General features: G+C 40.5%; 25 protein-coding genes. 3 read left to right on the plus strand and 22 right to left on the minus strand.

Annotated elements, in window-relative coordinates; all coding sequences use genetic code 11:
• Positions 1 to 133 precede the first annotated feature (133 nt).
• From ML543_RS02060 to ML543_RS02090, 7 genes are all read right to left on the minus strand, one after another.
• Entirely contained in the window at positions 134 to 841 is a 708-nt protein-coding gene (locus ML543_RS02060; protein ID WP_243385481.1) for a hypothetical protein, read from the minus strand.
• A 23-nt stretch (positions 842 to 864) separates the two neighbouring features.
• On the minus strand, positions 865 to 1,569 hold the full coding sequence (locus ML543_RS02065; protein ID WP_243385482.1) for a hypothetical protein: 705 nt from the start codon (positions 1,567 to 1,569) through the stop codon (positions 865 to 867).
• A 101-nt stretch (positions 1,570 to 1,670) separates the two neighbouring features.
• The gene (locus ML543_RS02070) at positions 1,671 to 2,558 is read right to left on the minus strand and encodes a TetR/AcrR family transcriptional regulator (protein WP_243385483.1); all 888 of its coding nucleotides are present in this window, start codon (positions 2,556 to 2,558) and stop codon (positions 1,671 to 1,673) included.
• Positions 2,559 to 2,579: 21 nt separating this feature from the next.
• Positions 2,580 to 5,837, minus strand: a complete 3,258-nt coding sequence (locus ML543_RS02075) for an efflux RND transporter permease subunit (protein WP_243385484.1) — start codon at positions 5,835 to 5,837, stop codon at positions 2,580 to 2,582.
• Positions 5,838 to 6,185: 348 nt separating this feature from the next.
• Positions 6,186 to 6,647 (minus strand): MarR family winged helix-turn-helix transcriptional regulator, encoded by a 462-nt coding sequence (locus tag ML543_RS02080; protein WP_243385485.1) that lies wholly within the window; start codon positions 6,645 to 6,647, stop codon positions 6,186 to 6,188.
• A 617-nt stretch (positions 6,648 to 7,264) separates the two neighbouring features.
• Positions 7,265 to 8,272, minus strand: coding sequence for a GTP 3',8-cyclase MoaA (moaA, locus tag ML543_RS02085; protein WP_243385486.1), 1,008 nt, complete (start codon positions 8,270 to 8,272; stop codon positions 7,265 to 7,267).
• Between the two features lie 766 nt (positions 8,273 to 9,038).
• Entirely contained in the window at positions 9,039 to 9,224 is a 186-nt protein-coding gene (locus ML543_RS02090; protein WP_243385487.1) for a stress protein, read from the minus strand.
• A 153-nt stretch (positions 9,225 to 9,377) separates the two neighbouring features.
• On the opposite strand from ML543_RS02090, the gene ML543_RS02095 reads away from it, so the two are divergent.
• The gene (locus ML543_RS02095) at positions 9,378 to 9,653 is read left to right on the plus strand and encodes a hypothetical protein (RefSeq protein ID WP_243385488.1); all 276 of its coding nucleotides are present in this window, start codon (positions 9,378 to 9,380) and stop codon (positions 9,651 to 9,653) included.
• Here the strand turns inward: ML543_RS02095 and ML543_RS17235 are convergent.
• The 3 genes from ML543_RS17235 to bioD all read right to left on the minus strand — a co-directional run bounded on the left by ML543_RS17235 (position 9,609) and on the right by bioD (position 13,866).
• Positions 9,609 to 11,372 (minus strand): methyl-accepting chemotaxis protein, encoded by a 1,764-nt coding sequence (locus tag ML543_RS17235; protein ID WP_243385489.1) that lies wholly within the window; start codon positions 11,370 to 11,372, stop codon positions 9,609 to 9,611. The genes ML543_RS02095 and ML543_RS17235 overlap by 45 nt on opposite strands.
• A 445-nt stretch (positions 11,373 to 11,817) precedes the next feature.
• The gene (chrA, locus tag ML543_RS02105) at positions 11,818 to 12,984 is read right to left on the minus strand and encodes a chromate efflux transporter (protein WP_243385490.1); all 1,167 of its coding nucleotides are present in this window, start codon (positions 12,982 to 12,984) and stop codon (positions 11,818 to 11,820) included.
• 165 nt (positions 12,985 to 13,149) lie between these two features.
• Positions 13,150 to 13,866 (minus strand): dethiobiotin synthase, encoded by a 717-nt coding sequence (gene bioD, locus ML543_RS02110; protein ID WP_243385491.1) that lies wholly within the window; start codon positions 13,864 to 13,866, stop codon positions 13,150 to 13,152.
• 151 nt (positions 13,867 to 14,017) lie between these two features.
• On the opposite strand from bioD, the gene ML543_RS02115 reads away from it, so the two are divergent.
• Positions 14,018 to 14,347, plus strand: a complete 330-nt coding sequence (locus ML543_RS02115) for an ArsR/SmtB family transcription factor (protein ID WP_243385492.1) — start codon at positions 14,018 to 14,020, stop codon at positions 14,345 to 14,347.
• A gap of 53 nt (positions 14,348 to 14,400) precedes the next feature.
• Here the strand turns inward: ML543_RS02115 and ML543_RS02120 are convergent, their stop codons facing one another.
• Positions 14,401 to 14,793, minus strand: a complete 393-nt coding sequence (locus tag ML543_RS02120; protein WP_243385493.1) for a hypothetical protein — start codon at positions 14,791 to 14,793, stop codon at positions 14,401 to 14,403.
• A gap of 345 nt (positions 14,794 to 15,138) precedes the next feature.
• Between ML543_RS02120 and ML543_RS02125 the strand changes: the two genes are divergently transcribed.
• Complete coding sequence (locus tag ML543_RS02125; protein ID WP_243385494.1) at positions 15,139 to 15,855, plus strand: hypothetical protein; 717 nt, start codon at positions 15,139 to 15,141, stop codon at positions 15,853 to 15,855.
• 51 nt (positions 15,856 to 15,906) lie between these two features.
• Here the strand turns inward: ML543_RS02125 and ML543_RS02130 are convergent, their stop codons facing one another.
• Genes ML543_RS02130 through ML543_RS02180 form a run of 11 tightly spaced genes read right to left on the minus strand, consistent with a single transcriptional unit; the run spans position 15,907 to position 25,073 of the window.
• Positions 15,907 to 16,575, minus strand: coding sequence for a haloacid dehalogenase type II (locus ML543_RS02130; protein WP_279326519.1), 669 nt, complete (start codon positions 16,573 to 16,575; stop codon positions 15,907 to 15,909).
• Between the two features lie 56 nt (positions 16,576 to 16,631).
• Entirely contained in the window at positions 16,632 to 17,339 is a 708-nt protein-coding gene (locus tag ML543_RS02135; protein WP_243385496.1) for an ATPase, read from the minus strand.
• Positions 17,336 to 17,809 carry an ECF transporter S component gene (locus ML543_RS02140; RefSeq protein ID WP_243385497.1) on the minus strand — a complete coding sequence of 158 codons (474 nt, stop codon included), beginning with the start codon at positions 17,807 to 17,809 and terminating at the stop codon, positions 17,336 to 17,338. Before ML543_RS02140 ends, ML543_RS02135 begins: the two co-directional genes overlap by 4 nt.
• Positions 17,806 to 18,237, minus strand: coding sequence for a bifunctional adenosylcobinamide kinase/adenosylcobinamide-phosphate guanylyltransferase (locus ML543_RS02145; RefSeq protein ID WP_243385498.1), 432 nt, complete (start codon positions 18,235 to 18,237; stop codon positions 17,806 to 17,808). The genes ML543_RS02140 and ML543_RS02145 overlap by 4 nt, the downstream gene beginning before the upstream one ends.
• Complete coding sequence (locus ML543_RS02150; protein ID WP_243385499.1) at positions 18,189 to 18,815, minus strand: histidine phosphatase family protein; 627 nt, start codon at positions 18,813 to 18,815, stop codon at positions 18,189 to 18,191. Before ML543_RS02150 ends, ML543_RS02145 begins: the two co-directional genes overlap by 49 nt.
• On the minus strand, positions 18,788 to 19,567 hold the full coding sequence (cobS, locus tag ML543_RS02155; RefSeq protein WP_243385500.1) for an adenosylcobinamide-GDP ribazoletransferase: 780 nt from the start codon (positions 19,565 to 19,567) through the stop codon (positions 18,788 to 18,790). The genes ML543_RS02150 and cobS overlap by 28 nt, the downstream gene beginning before the upstream one ends.
• Positions 19,560 to 21,062 carry a cobyric acid synthase gene (locus ML543_RS02160; RefSeq protein WP_243385501.1) on the minus strand — a complete coding sequence of 501 codons (1,503 nt, stop codon included), beginning with the start codon at positions 21,060 to 21,062 and terminating at the stop codon, positions 19,560 to 19,562. Before ML543_RS02160 ends, cobS begins: the two co-directional genes overlap by 8 nt.
• The gene (locus ML543_RS02165) at positions 21,028 to 21,618 is read right to left on the minus strand and encodes a bifunctional adenosylcobinamide kinase/adenosylcobinamide-phosphate guanylyltransferase (RefSeq protein WP_243385502.1); all 591 of its coding nucleotides are present in this window, start codon (positions 21,616 to 21,618) and stop codon (positions 21,028 to 21,030) included. Before ML543_RS02165 ends, ML543_RS02160 begins: the two co-directional genes overlap by 35 nt.
• Complete coding sequence (gene cobD, locus ML543_RS02170; RefSeq protein WP_243385503.1) at positions 21,615 to 22,691, minus strand: threonine-phosphate decarboxylase CobD; 1,077 nt, start codon at positions 22,689 to 22,691, stop codon at positions 21,615 to 21,617. The genes ML543_RS02165 and cobD overlap by 4 nt, the downstream gene beginning before the upstream one ends.
• A complete protein-coding gene (gene cbiB, locus ML543_RS02175) occupies positions 22,648 to 23,613 on the minus strand; it encodes an adenosylcobinamide-phosphate synthase CbiB (RefSeq protein WP_243385504.1) in 966 nt (321 codons plus the stop codon). Before cbiB ends, cobD begins: the two co-directional genes overlap by 44 nt.
• Positions 23,610 to 25,073, minus strand: a complete 1,464-nt coding sequence (locus ML543_RS02180) for an adenosylcobinamide amidohydrolase (RefSeq protein WP_243385505.1) — start codon at positions 25,071 to 25,073, stop codon at positions 23,610 to 23,612. Before ML543_RS02180 ends, cbiB begins: the two co-directional genes overlap by 4 nt.

The following is a 25,073-nucleotide window of genomic DNA, read 5'->3' on the forward strand; positions in this document are numbered from 1 at the left end:
TACTAATGGGGAGCATTTCGGCTTTGCAGTTAGTTATGGAAATAAGGTATGGAAGTAAGAAAAGTGCAAAGCGCAAGTCCTTAGGCGAAAGGCGCTTGGAGCTAGACACCAAAAAAACTGTAAAAAGAATGCTTTAACACTTTATTGAACTTAAACTTTCTGTACAAAAATAAAGCAGCCCTCTCCGTGATATTGGAGAGGTGCTGCTTTTTGTTTCCGTGTGTACGGAGTGGTTTGGTACTGATTTATTCATCAGTTCCGGTGACTTATTCATCACTTTCTCTGATTTATTCATCAGTTCCGGCGACTTTTTCGTCACTTTCTCTGATTTATTCATCAGTTCCGGTGACTTGTTCATCACTTTCACTGTTTTATTCATCAGTTCTGGCGACTTATTCATCACTTTCACTAGTTTATTCATCAGTTCCGGTGACTTGTTCATCACTTTCACTAGTTTATTCATCAGTTCCGGTGACTTGTTCATCACTTTCTCTGATTTATTCATCAGTTCTGGCGACTTATTCATCACTTTCTCTGATTTATTCATCAGTTCTGGCGACTTATTCATCACTTTCTCTGATTTATTCATTAGTTCCGGTGACTTATTCATCACTTTCTCTGATTTATTCATCAGTTCTGGCAACTTATTCATCACTTTCTCTGTTTTATTCATCAGTTCTGGCGACTTATTCATCACTTTCTCTGATTTATTCATCAGTTCCGGTGACTTGTTCATCACTTTCACTGTTTTATTCATCAGTTCTGGCGACTTATTCATCACTTTCACTAGTTTATTCATCAGTTCCGGTGACTTGTTCATCACTTTCACTGGTTTATTCATCAGTTCCTCAACCACCCTATTCCTTAATAAAAGAACGGGAAGAAAAAGGCTGAGATTCCGCCAAATGGGAAGCCGTAGCGACGGAAGCGACGGAAGCGCCTTGGGTAGCCGTATCCGTATCCGTAACCATATGGGTATCCGCCATATCCATATTGGCGATGTTGGTCTTCATCTTCTCCAATTGGGATGAGTATAAAGACGCGATCGTGGTCGATTTTATCGATAATCCCTTCAACTCTGTTACCGTCTTTAAGCTCCATCATGACATAGTAATATTTATGTTTTTTGCAAAAGCTTTCAAGCTCTTTCGGGTTCATGTCTTTTCCGCCTTGTACCGGTGCAGTCATTGTTGGGTCCATATGCATATTATTTGCCACCGGTTGCTGCATTTGCGGCATCATAGGGTGATTGGCATTTGCGTGTGCATACATATCCATCACATTTCCATTTGGCATCATTTGGGCATTAGGGTCCATCATGTTTCCATGCGGCATCATCATTTGACCTTGGGCATCCATCATATTTCCGTGCGGCATCATCATTTGACCCTGGGCGTCCATCATGTTCCCGTGTGGCATCATCATTTGACCTTGAGCGTCCATCATGTTTCCGTGGGGCATCATCATTTGACCTTGGGCATCCATCATGTTTCCGTGCGGTGCCATTTGTCCTTGTGGGTCCATCATATTTCCTTGTGGCATCATCATTTGTGGATAATACGGTTGCATACTGAAAGTTTCCTCCTCATAGTCGCAATTTCTTTCCCATTGTATTCAACCATTGGGCATTTGCTACAAATGATGAGGTGAGAAATCTTTTTAACCCAGGTTTACAACACGTCATCGAGCATTCGCTTTAACTCGTTCACTTCTTTTTCTTGTTCATTCAGCTCGTTCATCAAATGAAGGAAAAGGGATTTTAAGATGATTTTTGATTTATTTGTTTGATGGACTTTCCATTTTTTCCACTCTTGTTCGAAGATGGGTAAAATCTCGAGGACCATTTCATTCTCTTTACAATTCGATTCAAGTTGTTGAATGATCCTCTCGACTTCATCGAGTGGAAATGTATTTTTTTGAAACATTTCTTTCACTAGTAGTGGATTTTCGTTTTTCATATATCCTTCCACTAACACATCACATTGCGTGAGTAAATGATGAGTAAGGCGCGTAATGTCTACTTGGATTTGATCTAAAAAAATTAGACTCATATATTCATGCGCAAATCCTTTTAAAGAGACGACTAAGTCATAAACATATGGTCTAGCTTTCTCTCCGTATACGGATAGAAGCTTCAATTCTAACCAGTGCATGATTTCTTTTCTCATACGGTGGAAAATCGCTTCAATGTCCGTTTTAAATTGAAATGTTTCTTTCATATTGACGAGAATAAATTCACGATTTTCGACGAAAACGGAAAGGGAAAGGCGAAGTTGTTCAAAAAACTTCTGCCTCTCCGTTAAAGCTGGGTCTTCTTCTATTATTTTCATCTTTGTTGAAATGACCTCGTAATAATGCCAAATTATCTCCAAGAGAATTTGGTCTTTCGATTTAAAATAGTGATAAATGGAGCCTTTAGCGATTCCTAAATGGTCGGCAATCTCTTGCATCGATGTTTGATTGAATCCTTTTTTCGAAAATAGCTCCATTGCCCCTTCTAAAATGATTGTTTTCTTCTCACTCATATTCATCATTCCTTTAAAGAAAGGGGAAGCCAAGCGGCTCCCCTCCTTCATGTATTACGATTTATCATCCTTTTTATCATCATCTTTGACCATGGAAAGCAACTGCTCAAGCATCGCCGCTAACTCTTCTTTTTTGTACTCGTTCGGACGATGAGCTGGAACGCGAGAAGGCTGTTCTTCTTCACGCTCCACTTTTTCATCGAGTAAATAAGCTGGAATGAGCTGTCCGTCTGGTGTCGCATATTTTTTGTTTAGTCGTCTCGTCTCTTTGTCAAACAAGCTATAAATAACCGGAATGACAAACAACGTTAAGAACGTACTGGAGATTAATCCACCGATAACGGTTAAGCCCATCGGCTGGTTCACTTCGGATCCTTCTCCCATGCCAATGGCAAGCGGCAATAATCCAAGAATCGTCGTGAATGCTGTCATTAATACTGGTCGAATTCTCACCTTTACGGCTTCGACGATGGCATCGTACGACTTCATACCACGTCGCTTCAATTGATTGATGTAATCTACAATAACGATAGCGTTATTAACAACGATACCCGCTAAGACAATTAAACCAATGACTACCGTAATACTAATTGGCGTTTGGAACGCAAATAAAGTTAAGCCGACCCCAATAATCATTAATGGCACCGTAAACATAATAACGAATGGGTACTTAAAGGACTCGAATTGAGCAGCCATCACTAAGTAAATGAAGACAATTGCAAGAACGAAAGCAAGCACCATGTCATCCATTGATGATTCTAACAATTCGCGATCGCCACCGAAGGAAATGTCTGTTTCAGTTGGCAGTTCTAGCTCGTCGATTTTTTCGTCAACTTTTTGTGAAATCGCTCCTAAATTCGTGTCATTGGAATATTTTAATGTAAACTGAACGGCTGGTTGCTTATCTATCCGAACAATTTCAACCGGCCCTTCTCCTCGTTCAATTGTCGCCACATCTTTTAATTGAACGAATTCGCCGTTTGGCTTTTTAATTAAGAGCGACTTGAGCGATTCAATATCCTGAGTGACATCATCTTTATACGCGACATTTACCATGTAAAGCTCGCCATCTTCTTCATTCGTCATTTGGAACGCATCGATTCCGCGTGTCGCGTTATTGACGACCATTCCAACTTGAATAGGTGTAAGGCCGTTATTGAAGGCTTTTTCACGATCTACCGTAATTTGAAGCTCTTCAATTTTCTCCGCTAAATCGTTTGTCACTTCATTGACATTATCGAGTTCACGAAGTGCTTCTTGAATTTGGTCCACACTTTCTTTTAAGCGTTTTTCATCACTATCTTTCACATTGAACGTTAACGTATTCGGCTCAGAACCAGTAGATGATTGAAGATTGAAAGAAACTTCCGCTTGTTCATTTGCTCGTTCAGCTGCTTTTTCAACTTCTTTTTTAATATCATCTACAAAGTCAAACGTCGATTGTTCTCGTTCTTCAAACGGAACCATATTTACATAGATTTGTGCAATATTCGTATTGGCTGTTCCACGAAAAGCTTCTTCTTGTGTCGAACCAATTAAGCTTACATACACATCAACATCTTCTTGATCTCGCAACACTTCTTCAATGCTTTCAACGACTTTGGTCGTTTCCGAAAGCGCCGTACCGTTTTCAAGTGTTACATCAATAGCGAAATACCCTTCATCCGTTGCCGGTAAAAAGACCGCTCCTACTTTAAAGAAACCGAAAATACTTGTTCCAAATAAGACAAGTGCCATCGTAATAACGGCTGCGCGATTCCGTAACGCCCATTTAATAGAGCGTTGCAATGATTTTTGAAACGAGGATTCCTGTCGTTCTTTTTCGATATTTTTCCGCGGCTTTTTCAACCAAATGCTTGCGAGCATCGGAACGACCGTAAGAGCCACAAATAGGGAAGCGAATAAACTGAAAGCAATCGTTAGCGAGAACTCTGTAAAGAGGTCACCAATGATTCCTGTAATAAAGACAACCGGTAAGAAAACGGCAATTGTCGTAAATGTCGACGCAATAATTGCCGGCCCCATTTCTTTTGCTCCTTCATAGGCCGCTTTTTTCGGATCTTTCCCCATGGATAAGTGACGGTAAATGTTTTCAATCACAACGATGGCATTGTCGACTAACATTCCAATTCCGAGCGCCAAACCACCAAGCGTCATAATATTTAATGTGAAATCGGAAAAATACATAAGAACGAATGTGACAATAACGGAATACGGAATCGCAATTCCGATAATGAGCGGGCTTTTCACATTACGTAAAAATAAAAACAGCACAATCATCGCAAACGTTCCACCTAAAATTAAGGTGTTTAACATATTTCCGATAGCTTTTTTGATATATTCGCCCTGATCGAAAAGTAAATCCACTTCGATGGAATCGTATTTTTCATTTTCATCTAATACTTCGTCAAGCTTTTTTTGGAACGCCTCGGAAACGTCTGCCGTATTTGCGTCCGATTGTTGTAGAACATTAATTAAAATCGAAGGTTCATCATTAGTACGTGTGATCGTTTCAGATTCTTTTTCTGAAATTGCGACATCTGCTAAATCCTTCAACTTAATTTGTTCACCGTTCGTTGGGTTGACGCCCATAGATAAGTTTTGTAACGTCTCCACAGAATCAATTGTGCTGATGACACGTGTTGTTAAGTGGAGACCATCTGTTTCAATCGGGCTACCCGGTAAAGACGTTGCATTCGCACTAATCAGATCTACAACATCCGATTGACTTAACTGATATTTCTTTAACGCTTCTTGGTTGAGGGATACTTTTACTTCTTCGGTTGTTAATCCAGAAAGATTAACGCTGGCTACCCCTTCTGTTTTTGTTAATTCCTCTTTCAATTCTTCTGCAAGTTGTTGAAGCGCTTCTTGACTATCAGAAGACGTTAACGAAAGCTGGATAATTGGAAACTGTGCCGGGTCAAACTTCATAAACCGCGGCTCGCTCGCTTCATCTGGAAGCGGTACTGATTTCATATTGCTCACAATTTCATCTTGAACATCATCAATACTTGTTGCCCAGGAAAATTGAAGCAACACTAGACTTGCTCCTTCTTGAGAAGTCGAAGAAATTGCATCTAACCCTTCTATAGTCGACAGCGACTCTTCTAAAGGCTTTGACACTTTTTCTACTACTTCTGTCGGACTAGCCCCACTATAATTTGTGACAACCACCCCGATCGGTGGATTAATTTCTGGGATTAATTTAATCGGTATGTTTAAAAACGATACAGCTCCTAAAATGAGCACTAATACCATCGAAACGAAGGTAAAAACCGGTCTTCGTATCGAAAAACGACTTAATCTCATGAACAGTCTCTCCTCACTTTGACTTCTTGGTCGAATTTTTGACCCGTACACTTTCAATCCCTTAATAAATATAGTCGACTAACGGTCAATTACATTTTAACTATAAAGAATGGTGCATCTTTTTTCAAGAAAATTAATCGTTAAGATTTGAACATTTTTTTACAAATTCATGTCACCTGTTAACTACATTTGAAGTTGTTGACTTGCGGTCGGTCAGTTTGTACGTATTATGACCGGCGTCGACAAAATGTATGAAAGGAGAGGAATAAAAACAAAAAAGCTGATTCGTCTCAGCCATTCTCCATTTTAATGGAATCTGACATCAGACTTTGAATCAGCTTTTTTTCGTTAACGAAAGATTAAATGTTGACTATGTACGCCAGCTTTTTTCAAAAGAGCCATTAATTGTTCCTGTTCTACCTCGGTTAAGCCAGAAAAGGCACGTGCCATGCGCATCGCATGAATCGGGTAAATTTCATCTAAATACAATTTTCCTTTGTCCGTTAAATGAGCATATACCGAACGTTTATCTTTCACATCCTGCTCTCGATAAATGTAGCCATTTCGCTCCAACTTATCGATGACATACGTGACGTTTCCGCTGACTAACAATAAGCGAGAACCAATTTGCTGAAGCTTTTGTGGTCCTTTTGTATAAAGAAGTTCCAGTACCGCAAATTCTGTCGGGTTGAATCCATGCTCCTTACTATCACGTATCGAATGTTCAGAAATACTTTTAAACGCACGTGCAAAAACATGGAACAAGGTCATCGCTCTATCTAATTCTTCTTGAGAAAAGGAAGTCCTCATATCCATCGCCTCTCTACTAAAAATAAATATCTTAAAATTCAAAATTTCTACACTACTATTATATTACTATCTTTTTACACGAAAGAAAAGATAAAATGTAAACGTTCTCATATTTTTCATAAACAAATGAAAGGAACGTCGTGAAAAGGAAGAATCTCATTCCTATACGGTTTCTAGATTATGCATATGTTTTAGTCATATAATACGACTTTCTGATTTGCTCAAAGCGTTAAAAGTTTTCGGTAACACGCAATTCGTAATGCGGGGTTGAATAACGTTCGCAATAAGAAACATACATGCTTTTACACTCACACCCCGTACATGAAAATTTATTCTCCCCGAGGTTTCCTTTCTACCATCTACCTATCATGATCGATCATTCAGCTCATAGGTAATTTTTATTTTCACAGAAAAAGCGCAAAGTGCAAGTCCTTAGGCAAAGAGCACTGGAGAACCTGCAAGGAGGCTTCCGTCGCCACAGCAGGGCCGAAGCGACCCGAGCTGATGGCGCTTGGAGCTAGACACCCCAAAAAAACTGTAAAGAGAATACGTTAACACTTTATTGAACTTAAACCTTCTGTAACAACAAAAAAACTGAAGGAGTGCCTTCAGCATTTTTATCCACCAATATAAGACATTTCAATTTTTGCTTTCTTGTCTATGCGGTTACGCTCATTGGAATATTGGTCAGCACGCTTTTCCCATACCGCTTTAACTCGGCTACTCAGTTCCTCGTCGGATATCCCGCTACGTAACCACTCTTTCATCTTCACCCCTTTGGAAGCAAATAAACATGTGTAAAGCTGACCGTCAGAAGATATGCGAGCACGTGTACACGATGTGCAAAACGGATTTGTAATGGAGGAAATAAACCCCACTTCCGCTGTAGAATCAACGTATTGATATCGTTTTGCCACCTCACCAAAATACGATGCTTCAAGCGGCTTTAAAGGCATGGACTGGTGTATCGTTTTATAAATGTCGGTTGTGGACATCACTTTTCCTTCCGTCCAGTCATTTGTGTTCCCGACGTCCATAAATTCGATAAATCGGAGAGTAATGCCTCTATCTTTGAAATACGATGCCATAGGCAAGACTTCATGTTCGTTAACCCCTTTTAACACAACCATGTTGACTTTCACTATTAGGTCCGCGTCCTTCGCTGATTCGATTCCATCTAACACATGATGAACGTTCAATATTCCTCCGTTCATTTTGAGAAACGTTTTTGGATCAAGCGCGTCTAAACTTATATTGACGCGATTTAGGCCAGCATTTTTTAATTGTTTTACCATTTTCGGTAGAAAAACACCATTGGTCGTTAAAGAAATATCCCGTATTTCTGTATCGTGACGAATACGGCTTATTAACGATGGCAAATCGCTCCATAATAAAGGTTCGCCACCCGTAATCCGCACCTTTTGCACGCCTATTGAAGCAAAAACGCGAACCAGTCGACTCCATTCTTCTAATGTCAACTGTTCTTCCTTCTTTAAAAAAGGGTAATTGGTGCCAAAAACTTCTTTTGGCATACAGTATACACAGCGAAAATTGCATCGATCTGTTACGGAAATTCGCAAATCTCGTAAAGGTCGTTGGAACGTGTCGGTAATTGGTGTCATCATTGAACCCTCTTCAAATCTTTTTCCCTATCTTACCAAAAATGTAGTTTTTGAGAAAGATAAAAATAGGATTCATCACTTTTTGTCATTCACTTATCGTAAAAGGCGGACGCTTTCCGGACTTGCACAGGACGTGGCCGCTTTTAGCAGAGGTTCATTAAATTATCTCCTCCTCAACTCGCAAGCTCGTCTGCGGTGTCTTCGGCTCGTGCTGGTCCCGCAGGAGTCGCCGCCTTTCGTCAATCAATTCATGTCATAGACGAAAACTGCCAAATAATCGGTCGAATTGAGACTATGTCTTACAATGAAGACCTGGATGAGAGGATTTGCGTCAACGAATGCGACCCACCTATCACTATGAATGGAAACTGAAAACAGAAAATGTTTATGTCTAACGAAATGAGTGTATCGTTGTACAAAATGTGTTGGCTGTCTATTCCAATCGACTTGTGCGAAAGGAATAGAAACGAAAAATTGAAGTTGAACCTGTCTATAAACAACTAAAACATAACCAACAATTCCAACATTTTCAATTGAAACCCCTGTCCAAAAACATAACGAACTGGAGCCTTCTTTGAACTGCCTGCAATTCAAAAAAAATGGAAAGTAATAATGCAATAAGAACATATCATACAAGGATAACAGGTGGGAAGCCACCGTTTTTTTATTTGGGGATATCCAAAATAAGTAAAAACCAAATCAAAAAAGAGGCATGAGCCTCAAAAAATCATTTTTTCATAACCTTTTGACTCAGCCTCTCTCTCCTATTCTAGGACGATAAATTGGTTTTCTTTTTAATTATCGGTTGCTGTAAAAAGAAGTATTGGTACTCTTTTTCTAGTTCTGTTAATGTCATGTTATTGACTATTTGCTCATTATAAACGCCAATCGCTAATAGTTTTTCCGAATAATATTTTCTTTGCTCTTCTAATGCTTTTTTCAGCATATTACTCATCTGTTCCACTCCACTTTCATTGTGAATCTTACTTTTAGCATACTACCTATTTGTTAGTTGAAGATGAAAATATTGTTAAAATTACCTAAAGGAAATATTAAAAGTTTATAACAGATAAAACGTGTCCAAGCTAGCAGTAAAGGAGGCTTGGGCATGCGAATAAAACCGATAGCGTATCAACGTTCAAACGAGAAAGAATATGTATATTTTTTGCAATTAGATGAACCGAAACATTCACAGCTGTTTCTCTTATCGAATGACCACCAAAAAGAAAAAGCGCTAGCTGTATATGAACATAACAACAAGCGCTTTGAAGATGTGACGATTTTATATGAAGAAGACTTCCTGAACCAAATTTACAACCAATTATTAACGAAAGCCGGTTTACAACTTGAAGCGTTGGACGAGAAGATTGAGTTTTTCGGCTAAGTCTGTTAGCGCTTTGGCATGGTTTGACATCGTATCACTCAATTGATTCGATACTTTTGCCGAAGCTGCCGTTTGTTCAATGCCCGCCGCCGCTTCTTCCGTTAAGGATGCGATGTTTGTAATGGATTGATTCATCGTTTCACTAGTTTGTAAAATTTCCGTTAATTCGACCCGTGCGGTTTGAATAAGATCGGAAACTTCATTTATATGATTTTGTATCATTTCAAAGGCAGCGCCCGTTTCTTGAATTAATGATGTTCCTTCTTGTACTTGTTTATATCCAGAATGTAAGCTGTTTGTCACTTCTTTCGTCTCTTTTTGAACGATTTCCACAATCGTTTGAATATCGACAACAGAGTGAGAGACTTGCTCGGCTAGCTTGCGCACTTCATCCGCTACAACCGCAAAACCCCGACCATATTCGCCAGCTCTTGCTGCTTCAATTGCTGCGTTTAATGCAAGGAGATTCGTTTGGTCGGCAATACTTTGGATGACTTCTACTAGCTTATTAATATCTTTCGAACGTTGCTCGAGCGTTTGAACTTTTTGAACGGCTTCATCCATGCGATCGGTAATTACCTCCATTTGCTTCATGGACTCGTTCATTAATTCACTACCCGTATCCGTTTGCTGTAAAACCATTTTTGACTTTTCTTCCATAATGAGACCATTTTCATGGAGCTCTTCCATCTTATTTGTGTAAGTGACCATTGATTCTGCTAAGCTAGAAGCTGAATCCGCCTGTGTTTCCGCACCAATGGACAGTTCTTGCATTGTGTAAGCGATTTGTTTACTACCTTCTTGTACTTCTAATGACGATTGCTTTAAATGTTGATTTCGTTCATGAATCACTGACGACACATTTGAAATGTCATGAACCATTTTTCTTAATTCATCAGCCATTTCATTGACAGCGGTCACTAATTGCGCAAGTTCGTCTTTTCCTTTGAAACGAAGTGGTTCGAAATTCAATTCTCCAGACGCAATGGACTTCATTCGTTTTGAAACGAGTGAAATCGGTTTTGTAATGGAATTTGAAATCCGTATCGCCAAATAAATACCTATTAAAATTATGAAAAGTGAGATTAATAAGCTCATTATACGAATTTGGTTACTGTTTTCAATAATGTCGTATCCGCTTTGCACAACGTCTTGTTGACGTTCATTCGCGATTTTTTCAAACTTTTGAATAATATCATTTGCAATTGGTTGTGCCCGTTCTTCCAGCTTTGTTAATGCAATGTCTTTTTGACCACGATCATACATAAGCAAAATATCATATCGGACAAGGTTGCTCCATTCATTGCTTTCTTTTAGCAGTTGCTCCATTTCATCCGTCTGACTCAATTTTGCTAATTCCTTTTCGATTTGTATACTCTCTGACGTTAACTCTTCAAACTCTGTACGAGTTGAGGGCTTCTTATATAGAAAATAGGAGTGAACAAGTGAAATTCGTTGGGAAATATTATACCTTAACTTTTCATTTAAGATTAACGCTTGTACATCTTCATTTACCATTTGCTTAGTGTCTGTGTTGATTGTCCTCATTCCAATATAATTGGCAGCAGACATAATGACACTTAACAGCATAAAAATACTAAAGCTAATAAATAATTTTTTCCGCAAGCTAGATTTCTTTAAATCTTTTAAACTCCATTCCCGTATTCTATCGCGAATATTTATCTTCATCCGTGGCATTATTATCTTTTTCAGCCGCAAGCCAATCCCTCCAAAAAGAACTTTTCTTATAATATCGACAATTTTCTTCGTTCCTTTAGTTATTTTCTGAAAGTTTATGAAAAATTGAACATTCTATAAACATAGTACTTTAAGAGGAATTGCTTTTTTACTTAGCAGATAGACACAAGGCGTGTTGTCCATATGTGCCCCCACATCATTTTAATAGGTCAAAAAAGTTTATTCACATAAGAATGGCTCAAAGCGCAAGTCCTTAGGCGAAGGGCGCAGGAGCACCTGCGAGGAGGCTTCCGTCGCCACTGCAGGACCGAAGCGACCCGAGCTGATGGCGCTTGGAGTTAGACACCAAAAAAACGATAAAGAGAATACTTTAACACTTTATTGAACTTAAACTTTCTGTAACATTAAAAAAAGCACCTATTTCTAGGTGCATAAAGTAATGTACATTTGTTATTCATAGTAATAACTAAAATAGCTCAACGATGACTGTTCCTATTACGGTGATAAGAACGACGAGCCACGCTGGCTTTTTCCAAAATTGCAGTAAGCTAAATGCCCCAAGAGCAATAGCAAAGTCGGTTGTTGACTTCACTGCACTTGTAAATACTGGATCGTAAAAGGCAGCGATTAAAATTCCGACAACAGCTGCATTGACGCCGATTAATGCTGCTTGAACGGACTTTTTACGACGAATGATATTCCAAAACGGTAGCGTCCCAATTAGGAGAAGGAAGGACGGTAAGAACATCGCAATAGTCGCCACGACAGCCCCCATTCCTCCGCCAATATACATTCCTAAATAGCTCGATAACGTAAACAGTGGACCCGGAACAGCTTGTGCCGCACCGTATCCTGCTAAAAAGGCCTCTTCTGTAATCCAACCGACTGGCACGACTTCCCGTTCAATCATCGGTAAGACAACATGCCCCCCACCAAATACGAGCGACCCGACACGATAAAATGTATCAAACATAGCAATGAATAGCGAATCGACTCCGTTTCGAACGATAGGTAGAACGATAAGAAGTCCAGCAAATAACCCCCACGCCATCACACCGACGCGTTTGGAAATACGAATTGGTAGGTCTGGAACTTCTGGTACGTCGTTTTTGTTATACAATATGTAACCAACGATTGCAGCAGCAAGAATGATGGCTAATTGACCAGCTGCTGTCGGCACAAGAAATACGCTAATCGTGGCAACAATCGCAATCGTTTGTCTTGTACGATCAGGTGTTAACTTCTTCCCCATCCCGAAAATTGCGTGGGCAACTACTGCCACAGCGACGAGTTTTAATCCGTGAATCCAGCTTGATAATTCGACCATTTCTCCACTTAAAACATAAGCGAATAAAACAAGAGCTAGAACTGACGGCATCGTAAAACCGAACCACGAAATGATTCCCCCGATAATTCCTCCTCGAATCATCCCGATTGCAATGCCAACCTGACTACTCGCAGGTCCAGGGAGAAATTGACAAAGGGCAATTAAATCCGCATAACTTTTTTCATTAAGCCATTTCCTTCTATTAATATATTCTTCTTTAAAGTATGCTAAATGTGCCACCGGCCCGCCAAATGAAGTAAAGCCTAGACGTAGCGATACGAGTAAGATCTCCAACCACGTTTTCATGAAATGTTTCTCCTTTTCTTTTTATCGCAGTGCTAGTTTACTATAGATTCAATTCATCAATCAAATTAAATCTGTGTAAACTTCCGATATCGAAGTCTCTCGATTTTTAAAATGGTTTTCATATGTGCAAAACAGGTTGGAGAATACCCAAATCGTATTTGTACTTTAAATCAATAGTTTATTTACATTTAATTGCTCCATGAGAGCGTCAATGTTGAATCCCATTTCGTGATGCTTCTTTTCACCATGAGCTTCATGGATGACACCAAGAATCGGAAGCTTTGTCACTTTTTCGATAAAACGCATATTATCTTTTTCAATATCGGTAGGGCTTAAGCTAACACGATTAAACACAATACCAGCTATCGATAGCGAATGATTTCTAGCATATTCAACGGTTAGTAGCGCATGGTTAATGGAACCGAGGTGCGGAGGTACGACGATGACAATCGGAATATTCAATTGTTGTATCAAGTCTTTCGTCATAAAAAGGGGATCTTCTTTTAGCGGAACAACGAGTCCTCCTGCTCCTTCGACTAATACAATATCGTGCTGAGTCAGTAGTTGATTAAAATGTTGAACAATTCGGTCTATGTTTAGTTCCACTTGTTCGATCGTTGATGCTAAATGTGGGGAAGCAGGCTTTTCCAAAAAATAAGTACAAAGCTGTGAAGGTTTAAAAGGCAGGTTGGCCGTTTCCACATATTGCTCGACATCTTCCGCGACGAGATATCCCTCTTTGTGACGAACACATCCCGTTTGGATCGGCTTATAAGGGAGTGCATTGACTCCTCTTTCTCGAAGTTCTTTCACCAAATGCTTCGTGACATATGTCTTTCCTATTTCTGTACTTGTCCCAGTTATAAATACACCTTGACCCATTTTCTCCACTCCCTTTATTAGATTCTTGCGGTTCTATTATACATCATATGTAAACTATTTGGTTACATCAGTTAACATTCTGGGCGTTTGTATGATTCATTGGAAAAAAGGTATAATGTTGAAGAGATTAAACAAAGGGAAGGAACATACTATGGGTCAAAAAGCTATTGAAACATTTCGAGCTTGTATTCCGCTATTTCAGGCTCTAAGCGATCCTTACCGCCAAGACATTATTTTGCTTTTGGCTGAAAAAGAAACATTAACCGTGAACGAAATTGCAAATCATTCAACACTATCACGTCCAGCCATTTCGCATCATCTGAAAATTTTGCGGGATAATCAGCTCGTCTCGATTGAACAAAAAGGGACGCAGCGTTATTATTCACTTGCTCTTGAAGCCTCTGTTCAACTATTAAAAGAGTTGATTCATATGGTAGAAACGACGTGTGAAATAAAAAGTGCTACGGTAGAAGAAGATTGATAGGAAGGTAGGCTTCTTTTTCAGTCTACCTTCCTCTGACGACATACGGAATTTTAGAATCTTGCGAGCTTCCCCCCGTAATACGCACATGGTAAGTAAACGGATAATCCGATAATCGCAAACCATGTTGGATGTGGGATCATGACGATATTGATAACGCCAAACGCCATTAAAACGCCCCCTGTGATAAGGGAAAAGCGAATGGAATCGGTTTTTGCTACTTTTGATGTCACATAACCACCAACGAACGAACCGATTGCCCACGCTAGTAAGACAAAAATCAATGCACCGATTGGCAACTGCTCGATTACTTGTTTTAATTGCTCAGGATCTGTGACATCGATTCCTGCTGGTGGCGGAAAAATCAGATGTCCAATCGTTTCAACAATAAAAACAGCTATACTTCCTAAAATAATTCCAAGTAAAATCGAAAGGAATTTTCTCAACTTATATTCATCCTCCAATACAGAACGTTTGTTCCCTTTCATTATAAACGATTTACCTTATTTTTCAACCATTTTTTTCTCTCAGATTAAAAAGGAATAAATACACACCTACAACCACTATGGAAAAGAAGGAACTTAACATGACAAACATGCTGTCTCTGACGGTTCTTTTATCGAGTATTTCTGTCGCGATTGGAAGTTGAGTTGCGGTGTTTGCAGCTTTTAAAGCTTTCCAAAAAAGAAAGTCCTCATATACTTTTTTTGCACATTTCTCTTCTCTTTTTCTTTTAAAAATTTTGCTATAATAGGTTCGGTCTATTATTTTCGAATTTAAGGAGAAGAACGATGGTGAAAGATTTTTTCCAGACATTTAAGAAACTTACCGCACTTGATTGGCTATTAATCTTTTTAGGTGTCGGTGTTACAATTGGACTTTTTTTAGTAATCGGAACGAACTCCATCTTTTTTCAATTTGCCGTTCTTTTACTGTTAACGTGGCAGGTCATCTTTGTTTTCGTTCTTTCGAAGCAAGTGAAAGAAATCAAATCAAGAGTTGAACACGGTATACGAGAGGAACAACCGATTGAGACGAAAGATGAAAAAAATGAGGACATGGAAAAAACATTGCTTTATAAAGAGCAGGAGCTTTCAAAGGTAGAACTCGACAAGACGATTTTATTTGAAGAGTTGCTGCAGAAAGCGAACTTACAAGAGGATGAAAAGCAAGCATTTCGAAATCGAATGTCAGCAAAAGAAGATGAAGCGAAATCGATTCAGCGTGAGCTTTTACAGTTAAAGACGAAGTTTCAAAAAGTGACAAACTTCATCCTACAACGAGATCCTGCTTTAGAAGAGGTCGTCACCTTAATTGGTGCTGAGTTTATTCAAACTCATACATATGACGACATTAACCGAAGACTTCAATTCGAATATCGGAATTTATCTGATCATGCCATTCGTGAACTGAAAGAAGCCCACATGATGACGCGCGACTACACATTGACACGAATCGGCTATCGTGAGCTTTTAAAAGCGGCTCGTAAACATCGAATGGTGAAATAAGCTTCGTTCAAAAGACAGACCGCAAAATGCCTGACATTTTGCGGTCTTTTGTTACACTTTTTTTGCTTCGATAGATAAAAGGCCTGTTAAATCATGGAATTCGAAGTCTGGCTTCACTCCTAATTGCTCAGGTGGTAGACTCGCACGATTGATCCACGCTGTTTGAAAGCCGAACTGCTTCGCACCGGTTATATCCCATCCATTGGAAGACATAAAGAGCACCTCTTCTTTGGCAACATTTAATGTTTCCACTACAGATTGATAGGCAGCCTTTGTCGGTTTGTATTGTTTGTTTTCATCTACTGTAATGACCGATGTAAACAACTCGTTCATCTCTGCGTTTTGAAGAAGAGGGGTTAACATACTCGGCGAGCCGTTTGAGAAAACCGCTCGGTGCTTATCTGTTAATTGTTGTAAGACGTCTTTTACTTCTTCATAAGGGGTTAAATGTAAATATGCATCCATTAATTCTGAAATGACCGATTCCTTCGGTTCCCCACCGTGCAATAAAATGGCGTAGCGTAAAGCGTCTTCGGTTACTTCGTGAAACGGCCGGTACGTTCCCATTAATTGACGTAAAAAAGAATATTCAATCTGTTTTTGACGCCACGTTTGACTAATTGCTTCCCCTTTATGAGGAAAAATGGATTGGCATTTTTCTTTTACCGAATACACATCAAACAACGTTCCATACACATCAAAAACGTACGCTTTAATCAATCTCCCCACTCCTCTCCCTTATTTATGGAAATAGTATCACAATTAGAAAGTGCCTGTCACACGTCTTGCTTTAGCTTATGGAAATGAGTTTTTGCGATTGTTTGAAGTTGTTGCTCATACGTTTGATTATAGGTCATCACGAAGCATGTTGCGGGACCAGCCGATTTTTGAAGGTCAATGGACGGATGACTTACGAACGTTTCATTTAACAACTTACATTCGTGGAAAATACCCTTTGATCCACACGGAACGATTTCGTAAACCCCCGGATGATGAAGGAGTGTCTTAAATAGTGATAGCGGAGCCATTTCATGCTCATTATCGATAACTTCTTTTCCGACGAGCGGTTTCCCAATTAATGCAATCGCTGCACCTTTTGGCGTCATCCCAACTTTTACATGGTCCTTTTTCACTTTACCGATGACGGTAAATCCGAGTGCTGACTGTAAAAGAGAGAAGTTACTCTCAGTGCTTCCCGAAAGCAAAATAGGCTCAATTGAAAGTTCCTTACAAATTTTATCTCGTCCTTTTTCAATAAGCGGCCATACGTCATCATGCACAAAGTTTTGCACAATCAGTGCGTTCGGCTTAGCCCCGACTGCGAATAATTCCATGAACGCAACTCGTAATCCATAATCGATGACCATTTCATACGGAACATGGACAATGTCTCTTTCTTTCTCTCCGATTCCTCCGCTATTATCACAAGCGATTGCGAGCCACTCATCTGCTGAATTTGGAAGAAAGATGACGTCACGGCTCATGAACCTAGCCCCCTTTTCGTTAAAAACGCCGCCAAGCGTGGAGCTAAAAGAAGAGCGACACCGACATTCACAACCGCAGCTATCAGTAAAGAAGGAACAATGGCAACATAAAACGCGCCACCCATTATCGCATAAAACGGTAAAGGAAGAACGAGTCCATTTAATAAAATAGCTGTGAACAATGCGCCCCACTTCGATTTACGAAATAGGATACCGAACAAATACACTAGAGCAAACATTTCAGCTGCTATTAACAGATGAAAGCCTCCGAGCGGAAAGCCGACTAGTAAACTCGATAAAAAGTGACCAGCGAACGCGACTATCCCCCCAACGACTGGATGTAAGAGAATTGCCGCTAAAAAGGCCGGAAAGGAATCGAGTGCGACACTTCCGACGATAGCCGGGATTTTGATCATCGCTCCAATGACGGATAATGAAATAAACATGACGATCACTGTAAAATTTCTCATCTTATTTCCCCCTTCAAACGTTCTGAAACTCCGTACCAAACGACATCGACTGTAGAAGCATGGTTCACAATATCTTGGTAGCACCATCCTGTGACGTCACGCCACAAACGTTCTTTCGCATCCATCGGCACGATCCCCTTTGACATGTCCGTCCCGATGATAATGAGCTTCCGATTTTCAGTTTCCCACTTCATCCATTGATGGAGTAACGTGTGCCATTCTCTTCTCCAGTCATGGTTCTCAAGCCACGCATAGATGAATTGTTCCAATCCTTCTATGACGGTTAACTTTTCGTATGCTTTGATGTTTTGTAAGTCCGTCACCGTTTTTTCATACCCCGAAATCCATCGTGCAGGAGCGTCTTTCACCATATGTTCTATCACCCATTTTCGCTTTCCGTTATAAGCGCCTCCTGTAACGAAATGCATCGTTCATCCCTCCTTAGTTTTGTTTCGGTCGTTGTGAGATGCACGAAGTCGCCAGGTGATACAGAATAAGACCAGTAAGGCTTTTCGACTGGTGAAAATCGCGACAGTAGCTCACGAATAACGCCACCATGTGTCACAATCACAACGTGTCGAATTCCATGGTGTGAGGTGATTCGTTTTTTCACCTCACCCCACCCTTTTTGAATTCGTTGAGAAAATTGGTCGTACCGCTCCCCGTTCGGGATGGGACCTTGAAACGGGTCGTCTAGCCAATTTTGGTAGGCAGGAACGTTTTTTAGTTCTTCAAACGTCTTCTGTTCAAAATCACCAAAATGAATCTCGCGAAGCAAGGGACTTAAAATCGGTCTTGCGTACGGAAAGTAAATGGACGCGGTTTCGATACATCGCTTTAAATCACTCGAAAAGATGAGATCTGGCTTAAAGGAAAGCTCCCTTTTTTGCAACGCGACATACCCTTCCTTTGATAAACAACTGTCTGTCCAGCCTATGTATTTCTTCTCATCATTTTCTTTCGTTCGTCCGTGACGAATTAATGTAATAACCAAATAATCATCCATAACAAAGCTTCAGTCCCTTCGACCGTGGCCCCTAATGTATCACCAGTAATGCCACCGAAAGCTCTTTTACAAAAGTTATAAAATCCTACAAAACAGACGACACTCCCCACAAAGAGAAAAGCTATTGGAACAATCAAGTTCACAGAAGTTAATGTGATGACAAGGACGAATAAAAAAATATAAATCCCGTAATAAATCCAAATCGTTTTCGAAGCGGCTTGTTGAAAGAGCGCCGCAAGCCCTTCGTTTTTCGCTAAGGGGCTATGAAGTAAGATTCCCCCCATCACAAGACGGGATAAAAAGGGCACAAGCGCAAATAAAAGAAACGTATCATTTGATAAATCTTCGATGATTTCATAGCTAAACACCCATTTAAAAGCAAGTAAAAAAAGTAATGATACTACCCCAAATGTTCCAACCCTTGGATCTTTCATAATTTCTAACCGCCTTGAGCGCTCACGATACGAAAAATACCCATCACTCATATCCACCCATCCGTCAAGATGAATTCCTCCCGTCATGACAAAAAACGAAAAGAAAAATAAGAGACTCATGAAAAGAGAAGAAAGGTCCGTAAACGTGTGAAGAAACCATAAAATGAGACTACCCACTCCTCCTATAAAAGCCCCGACAAGTGGAAGGGAAGCAACTGCTCCAGCTAATCGCTTATCGTCTAGCGGGAAGTTTTTTCGAATCGGAATGATTGTAAAAAATTGAAAGGCAATCAAGAGGCCTGTCCAGCTCTTACCCATGCTGCTCCCTCCATGCGGTCATAATCTCTAGAAGCTTTTGAACGTCTAAATGTTTCTCGACATGAGCAGCGAGGTTTTCATACTGATTCATCTTCTCCTTCTCCATTGAGACCATCTTTTGTTCCGGAAGTCCTTTTCTTCCCCTAAGCTTATTGAGCCAAGCTGTTCGGAATAAATCATTATGGAAAAGGTTATGTACGTAAGTTCCAAGGATACACCCGTCTTCTATCGAGACTCCTTCCGCTTCATTTTCTACCATTAATAAAGGAGTGTGAGGTCCTTGAAACATCGTTTGTCCGAGGTGAATTTCATACCCACGAACTGGTAAACTTGAAAATCCACTTAATGGGTGTGTCGTTCCTTCTGTTTGAATCGTTTTTTTCCATTGTGAAAAAGTCGTCACTGCTGGAATAAGGTTGAAACCTGCTGTATTGTATCCGCTTATTCCGGTATCTGTTCCGTATTCATCAATTAACTGTTTGGAAAGCATCTGGTAACCACCACAAATGCCAACGATGGTTCCACCGCTTTGCACAAATGTTTTGATACGTTGCTCCAAGCCTGAGGCCCGTAACGAATGTAAATCGGAAATCGTACTTTTCGTTCCGGGAATGATCACCGCATCTGGATTTCCAAACTCACTTAACGTAGAAACCATTCGAACCGATACCCCCTCTTCAAATAAAAAAGGTTCAGCATCTGTATAGTTCGAGATATACGGAAGCTTCATCACTGCAATATCGATTTCACTTACTTCCTGCGATTGAAAGCGAGCCGAAATCGATAATGAATCTTCTCCGCTAATTGCATGGTCAACATACGGAATAACGCCTAATACAGGAATACCCGTCTTCTCTTCCAACCACTTTCGACCGGATTCAAATAATGATTGATCACCCCGAAATTTATTAATTATGATTCCTTTTACCCGTTTTCGTTCTGTTTCACTTAGAAGAGTTAACGTTCCGATGATGCTGGCAAACACGCCCCCTCGGTCAATGTCAGCCACTAAAATGACCGGGACATCCGCTATCTCGGCTACTTTCATGTTAACAAGCTCCCGGTCGTTCAAATTAATTTCAACTGGGCTACCGGCCCCTTCAATGACGACAGCTTCAAATTGTTCGCTTAATTTCGCTAAAGAGGATTGGATGACTTCCAACCCTTTTTCATAAAACGTGTCCCGATATTCCCGTCCACCTAACGATTGATAGCGCTTACCAAGCAGAACAATCTCCGCTTTTTCATCGCTTTGTGGCTTTAATAAGATCGGATTCATTTCAACCGATGCTTCAATATTTGCGGCTTCAGCTTGTATTCCTTGCGCTCGGCCAATTTCTTTTCCATCCTTTGTGACATATGAATTGTTCGACATGTTTTGCGATTTAAAAGGGGTTACTTTGTATCCCCGTTGATGAAGAATGGTACAAAGGGCAGTACAAATGAGGCTTTTTCCCACATCAGAAGCCGTCCCTTGAATCATCAATCCGTTCATGCCATACTCCTTTCTTCCAAATAGGAATGCCTGCCTCCATCATGACTGATAACGTACTATGATGAACGAGGTGTTGATGCAGTTTATTAAGTACACGAATAAAAGAATGAACCATCGGGAAACGATTCGTATCAAAGGCAAGTTCATTAGAAACGATGACAAGCGTGTCACTTGCTTGATCAATTTCATGCAACTCCTTTGCAATCGAACGAATCAGTTCATCTTGATATTCAATTTGTTCATACGTTCTCATGTCAGCAAACATTTCATTGTTCACGAGGTTCGTTAAGCAGTCGATTAAGACGATTTCATCTCCTGTTAAATGTGCGGTCACTTCGCGAATATGCTGCTGTTGTTCGATCGTTTTCCACTCGATGCCTGATTGTACCCGACGTTTTTGATGGAGCAAAATGCGCTGTTCCATTTCAGAATCGACGATGGCTGACGTGGCGACGTAATGAACTGGGCTCATCTTCTGTTTCGCTCGTTCGATACAAAAGCGCTCAGCCCACGAACTTTTCCCACTTCGAACCCCACCGGTTACAAACACCATCATGACGAACACCTTTCTTGAATAACTTCGAGTAAACGGTCGTTTTCTTCTTTCGTCCGAATAGAAAAGCGTAAGTAATCTCCCTTTAGTCCTCGGAAATTCATCGTGTGCCGTGCAACAATTCCCTTTTTTAATAAATACGTCAACCACTCTTCGGAGGAGATTGATTCATGCTTCATTAAATAATAATTCACCCGACTATCGGAAATGCGAAAGCCATATTCTCTTAATAAAGGAAATAGACGCATTCGTTCCGTTGCGATTTTCATTTTCGTATCTGTCACGAATGCCTCATCTTTTAAACAGAGCTCACCTATTTGTTGGGCAAGTGCATTGACACTCCATTCCACCTGTGCTTGTTCAAGACGTTGAACAATTGATTTATCCGCCAAGCAATACCCTAAACGAAGACCAGCTATCGCATACATTTTCGTTAAAGAACGTAAGATGATTACATTCGGAAAGGTCGCACGATGTGATTTCATCGAAACATCCTCAACGGAAAAATCAACAAATGCCTCATCAATGAATACAAGTACATGTCGTTCGTGACAAGCCTTTATCAGCTTTAACAGCTCTTGTTTTTCATGCACCGTTCCGGTTGGATTATTCGGGTTGCAAATAAAAATGCCCTTTACCCCTTCTAATTGTTCAATGAGTTCATCTGCTTTCAACTTCCACCCGTTCGCTTCCGTTACGATATGAGAAATGACGGAACTATCCACTTTTGCACAAGCCTTTCCGTATTCTGAAAATGTCGGTTCGACAATGATTACCTTTTGTTTTTCTAGAAGTGTGTTAGCGAGTAAATGAATCACTTCCGCTGCGCCATTTCCGACAAACACCGTTTCAATTGGAACGTTTTCTTTTTCGGCAATCGCTTGACGTAATGACAGGCTTTTCGGGTCTGGATAGTCATGAATGATGTCATAAAAATTACGCCAACGTTCGATAATCGATCGTGGTGTTCCATATGGGTTGATGTTTACACTGAAATCGATCATTGATTGTGGAATTGGGAGATTAAGAGATTCATATAAATAAGAAGGATTGGATCCATGCGACGGCCATTCCAACGATTCCACCTCCAAGTACAAAACTAGTATTCGTTCGCTGCATCATTCGGACACTTTCACAAATGTGGACTGCTTTTAATGCTTTAAGCGCATCCCCAAGTCGCGCTCGTTTTGAAATAATTCCTTTATAGGTATTCGTTCCTCCTAATTGAATCCCTAAGAGTGCAGCCATGGCTGTTTCTGGAAAGCCGCTGTTTGGACTTGGGTGTTTTTTCGCATCCCGCTTAAGCAGACGGAAACATTGACGCTTTGTTTGATCTGAACGGTTCACAAAAATCATGAGAACAGCCGTTAATCGACTCGGGATATAATTTAAAAAGTCATCCCATTTTGCTGCGGCAAAACCAAATTGTCTATACCTCGGACTCGTGTACCCGACCATTGCATCGGCTGTGTTGGCAACACGGTACAACACGGCGAGTGGAGCTCCTCCAATAAACGCCCAAAATAACGGCGCAATAACTGAATCGCTCGTATTTTCTGCGACCGTTTCCACCGTTCCTCTCACAATTTCCCCTTCCGTTAGCGTTTCCGTATCGCGTCCGACAATCCAGGAAAGCTTTTCACGCGCTTGTGGTAGCTGATTTTGCGAGAGTGGCTCATACACATCCATCGCCGCGTCCTTTAAGCTTTTTTCGGCAATCATAAACGTCAATAAAACCATTTCGACCACGATGCCAATAGCCAAATGAAGGCGATACGATACGTATACAAGTATCATGGCTGAAGCTGTAAAAACAACGGATACCGTAATCAGCATTAAAAAGCCGAGCGATGTTTGGTAACGATTGCGATTCCATTTTGATTCTAAAAACCCTATGAATGATCCCATCCACCTCACAGGATGCGGCAGATGCTTCGGGTCCCCCATCCACTTATCAAGTAAATATGCCAACACAACAATAAGCACGTGCGTCATCATGGTATCATCCGCCTTTTATAGGCTAAAAGGGCGCGAACTGTACATTCATAAACCCCTTTTCCGATTAACTTTCCTGCTTTCGTAATCGTACCTGCATAGTCAATCGTTTCTCCTTGTTGCGTGGCAGCAATTAAGATGCTATCGGTTGAGGTTCCTGTAGCAATCGTGTTTGTGACCGTGTCTTTTATTTTTTCATCGGCCATCGCTTTTGCTTTCGCTTCAGTTGCGGTCATGACCGCTTGGATAAACGCTTCATCCGATAAATTTCCTTCAATCAACACCCATGTGTTAATCGTTCCCGCATAGCTTTCAAACACATGCTTTTCGCATTCCGCAACATTAACCGCATTGCTGACACCTGCGGTTACTACTACAACGACCTTAATTTCACCATCGCTCCATTCATCGATGGCCACATCAGTGAGGTTTGCAGCTGTCATCATGCCGACTGTCTCCTTCGGATGAAAATGGTGCTTTTGTAAATACATCTCCATCTCACTTTTGACGTCATCGCATTTGTAATTTTTTGGGACGTGACGATTGACAAACGAACGATACCAACCAAACCCAGCTCCAATCACTCCAGAAGAGAGTGTTTTCAACGGTTTCGGTAATTGAAGAGAAATGATTTCATTCGACACAGCAATATCGCTTGAGCGAAAAACGGTCTTATTTTCTTCTTGAAACGGATGAGCAATCATTACTTGTGGCTTTGGCAACTCAGGATGTGGTCGCTTTTTCACAGACGTTTCGTATACTCGTTCGATGAGCTTTTCCTCCACGACATGATTGGGGTCATCCAGAGCCATTTGCCTGCCATCTTTCATCAATAACAACCGGTCGCAATACAAGCTCGCTAAGTTTAAATCATGGAAGATAGATATAACCGTTAACCCTTTTTGAATGGACCACTCTTTTAAGTGATCAAGAAGTTGTTTTTGATGGGAGATATCCAAGTGGTTCGTCGGTTCGTCTAACAATAAGAGAACAGGTTCTTGCGCGAGGGCTTGCGCTAAAAACACGCGCTGTTTTTCTCCGCCGCTTAATTCACTTAAGCGATGATTGGCATACGCCTCAATTTCCGTAATGGCCATTGCCTCCGTTACAACCTTCTCATCCTTTTCCGTCCATTGTTTAAATAATCCTTTTTGAAACGGATAGCGACCGAGGGACACCGTTTCTTTCACGGTGTATTCGAACGAAGCGCTTTGCATTTGCGGCAAGACTGCGACTTTTTTAGCCAATTGTTTCGCCGAAAAATGTGATAAAGGCTTATCTTCTAATGAAATGGTTCCTGTTTTCACCGAAATGAGCCCGCTGATCATTTTTAGTAAAGTTGTCTTTCCGCTTCCATTCGGACCTAAAATACCGAAAAACTCTCCCTTCTCTACCGTAAAGTTAAGGTCATGAACAATCGTTTCCCCGTGATATCCTCCTGAAATGTTCTCCACTTGTAACAT

This window comes from Bacillus kexueae (assembly GCF_022809095.1).
Taxonomy (GTDB): domain Bacteria; phylum Bacillota; class Bacilli; order Bacillales; family Aeribacillaceae; genus Bacillus_BZ; species Bacillus_BZ kexueae.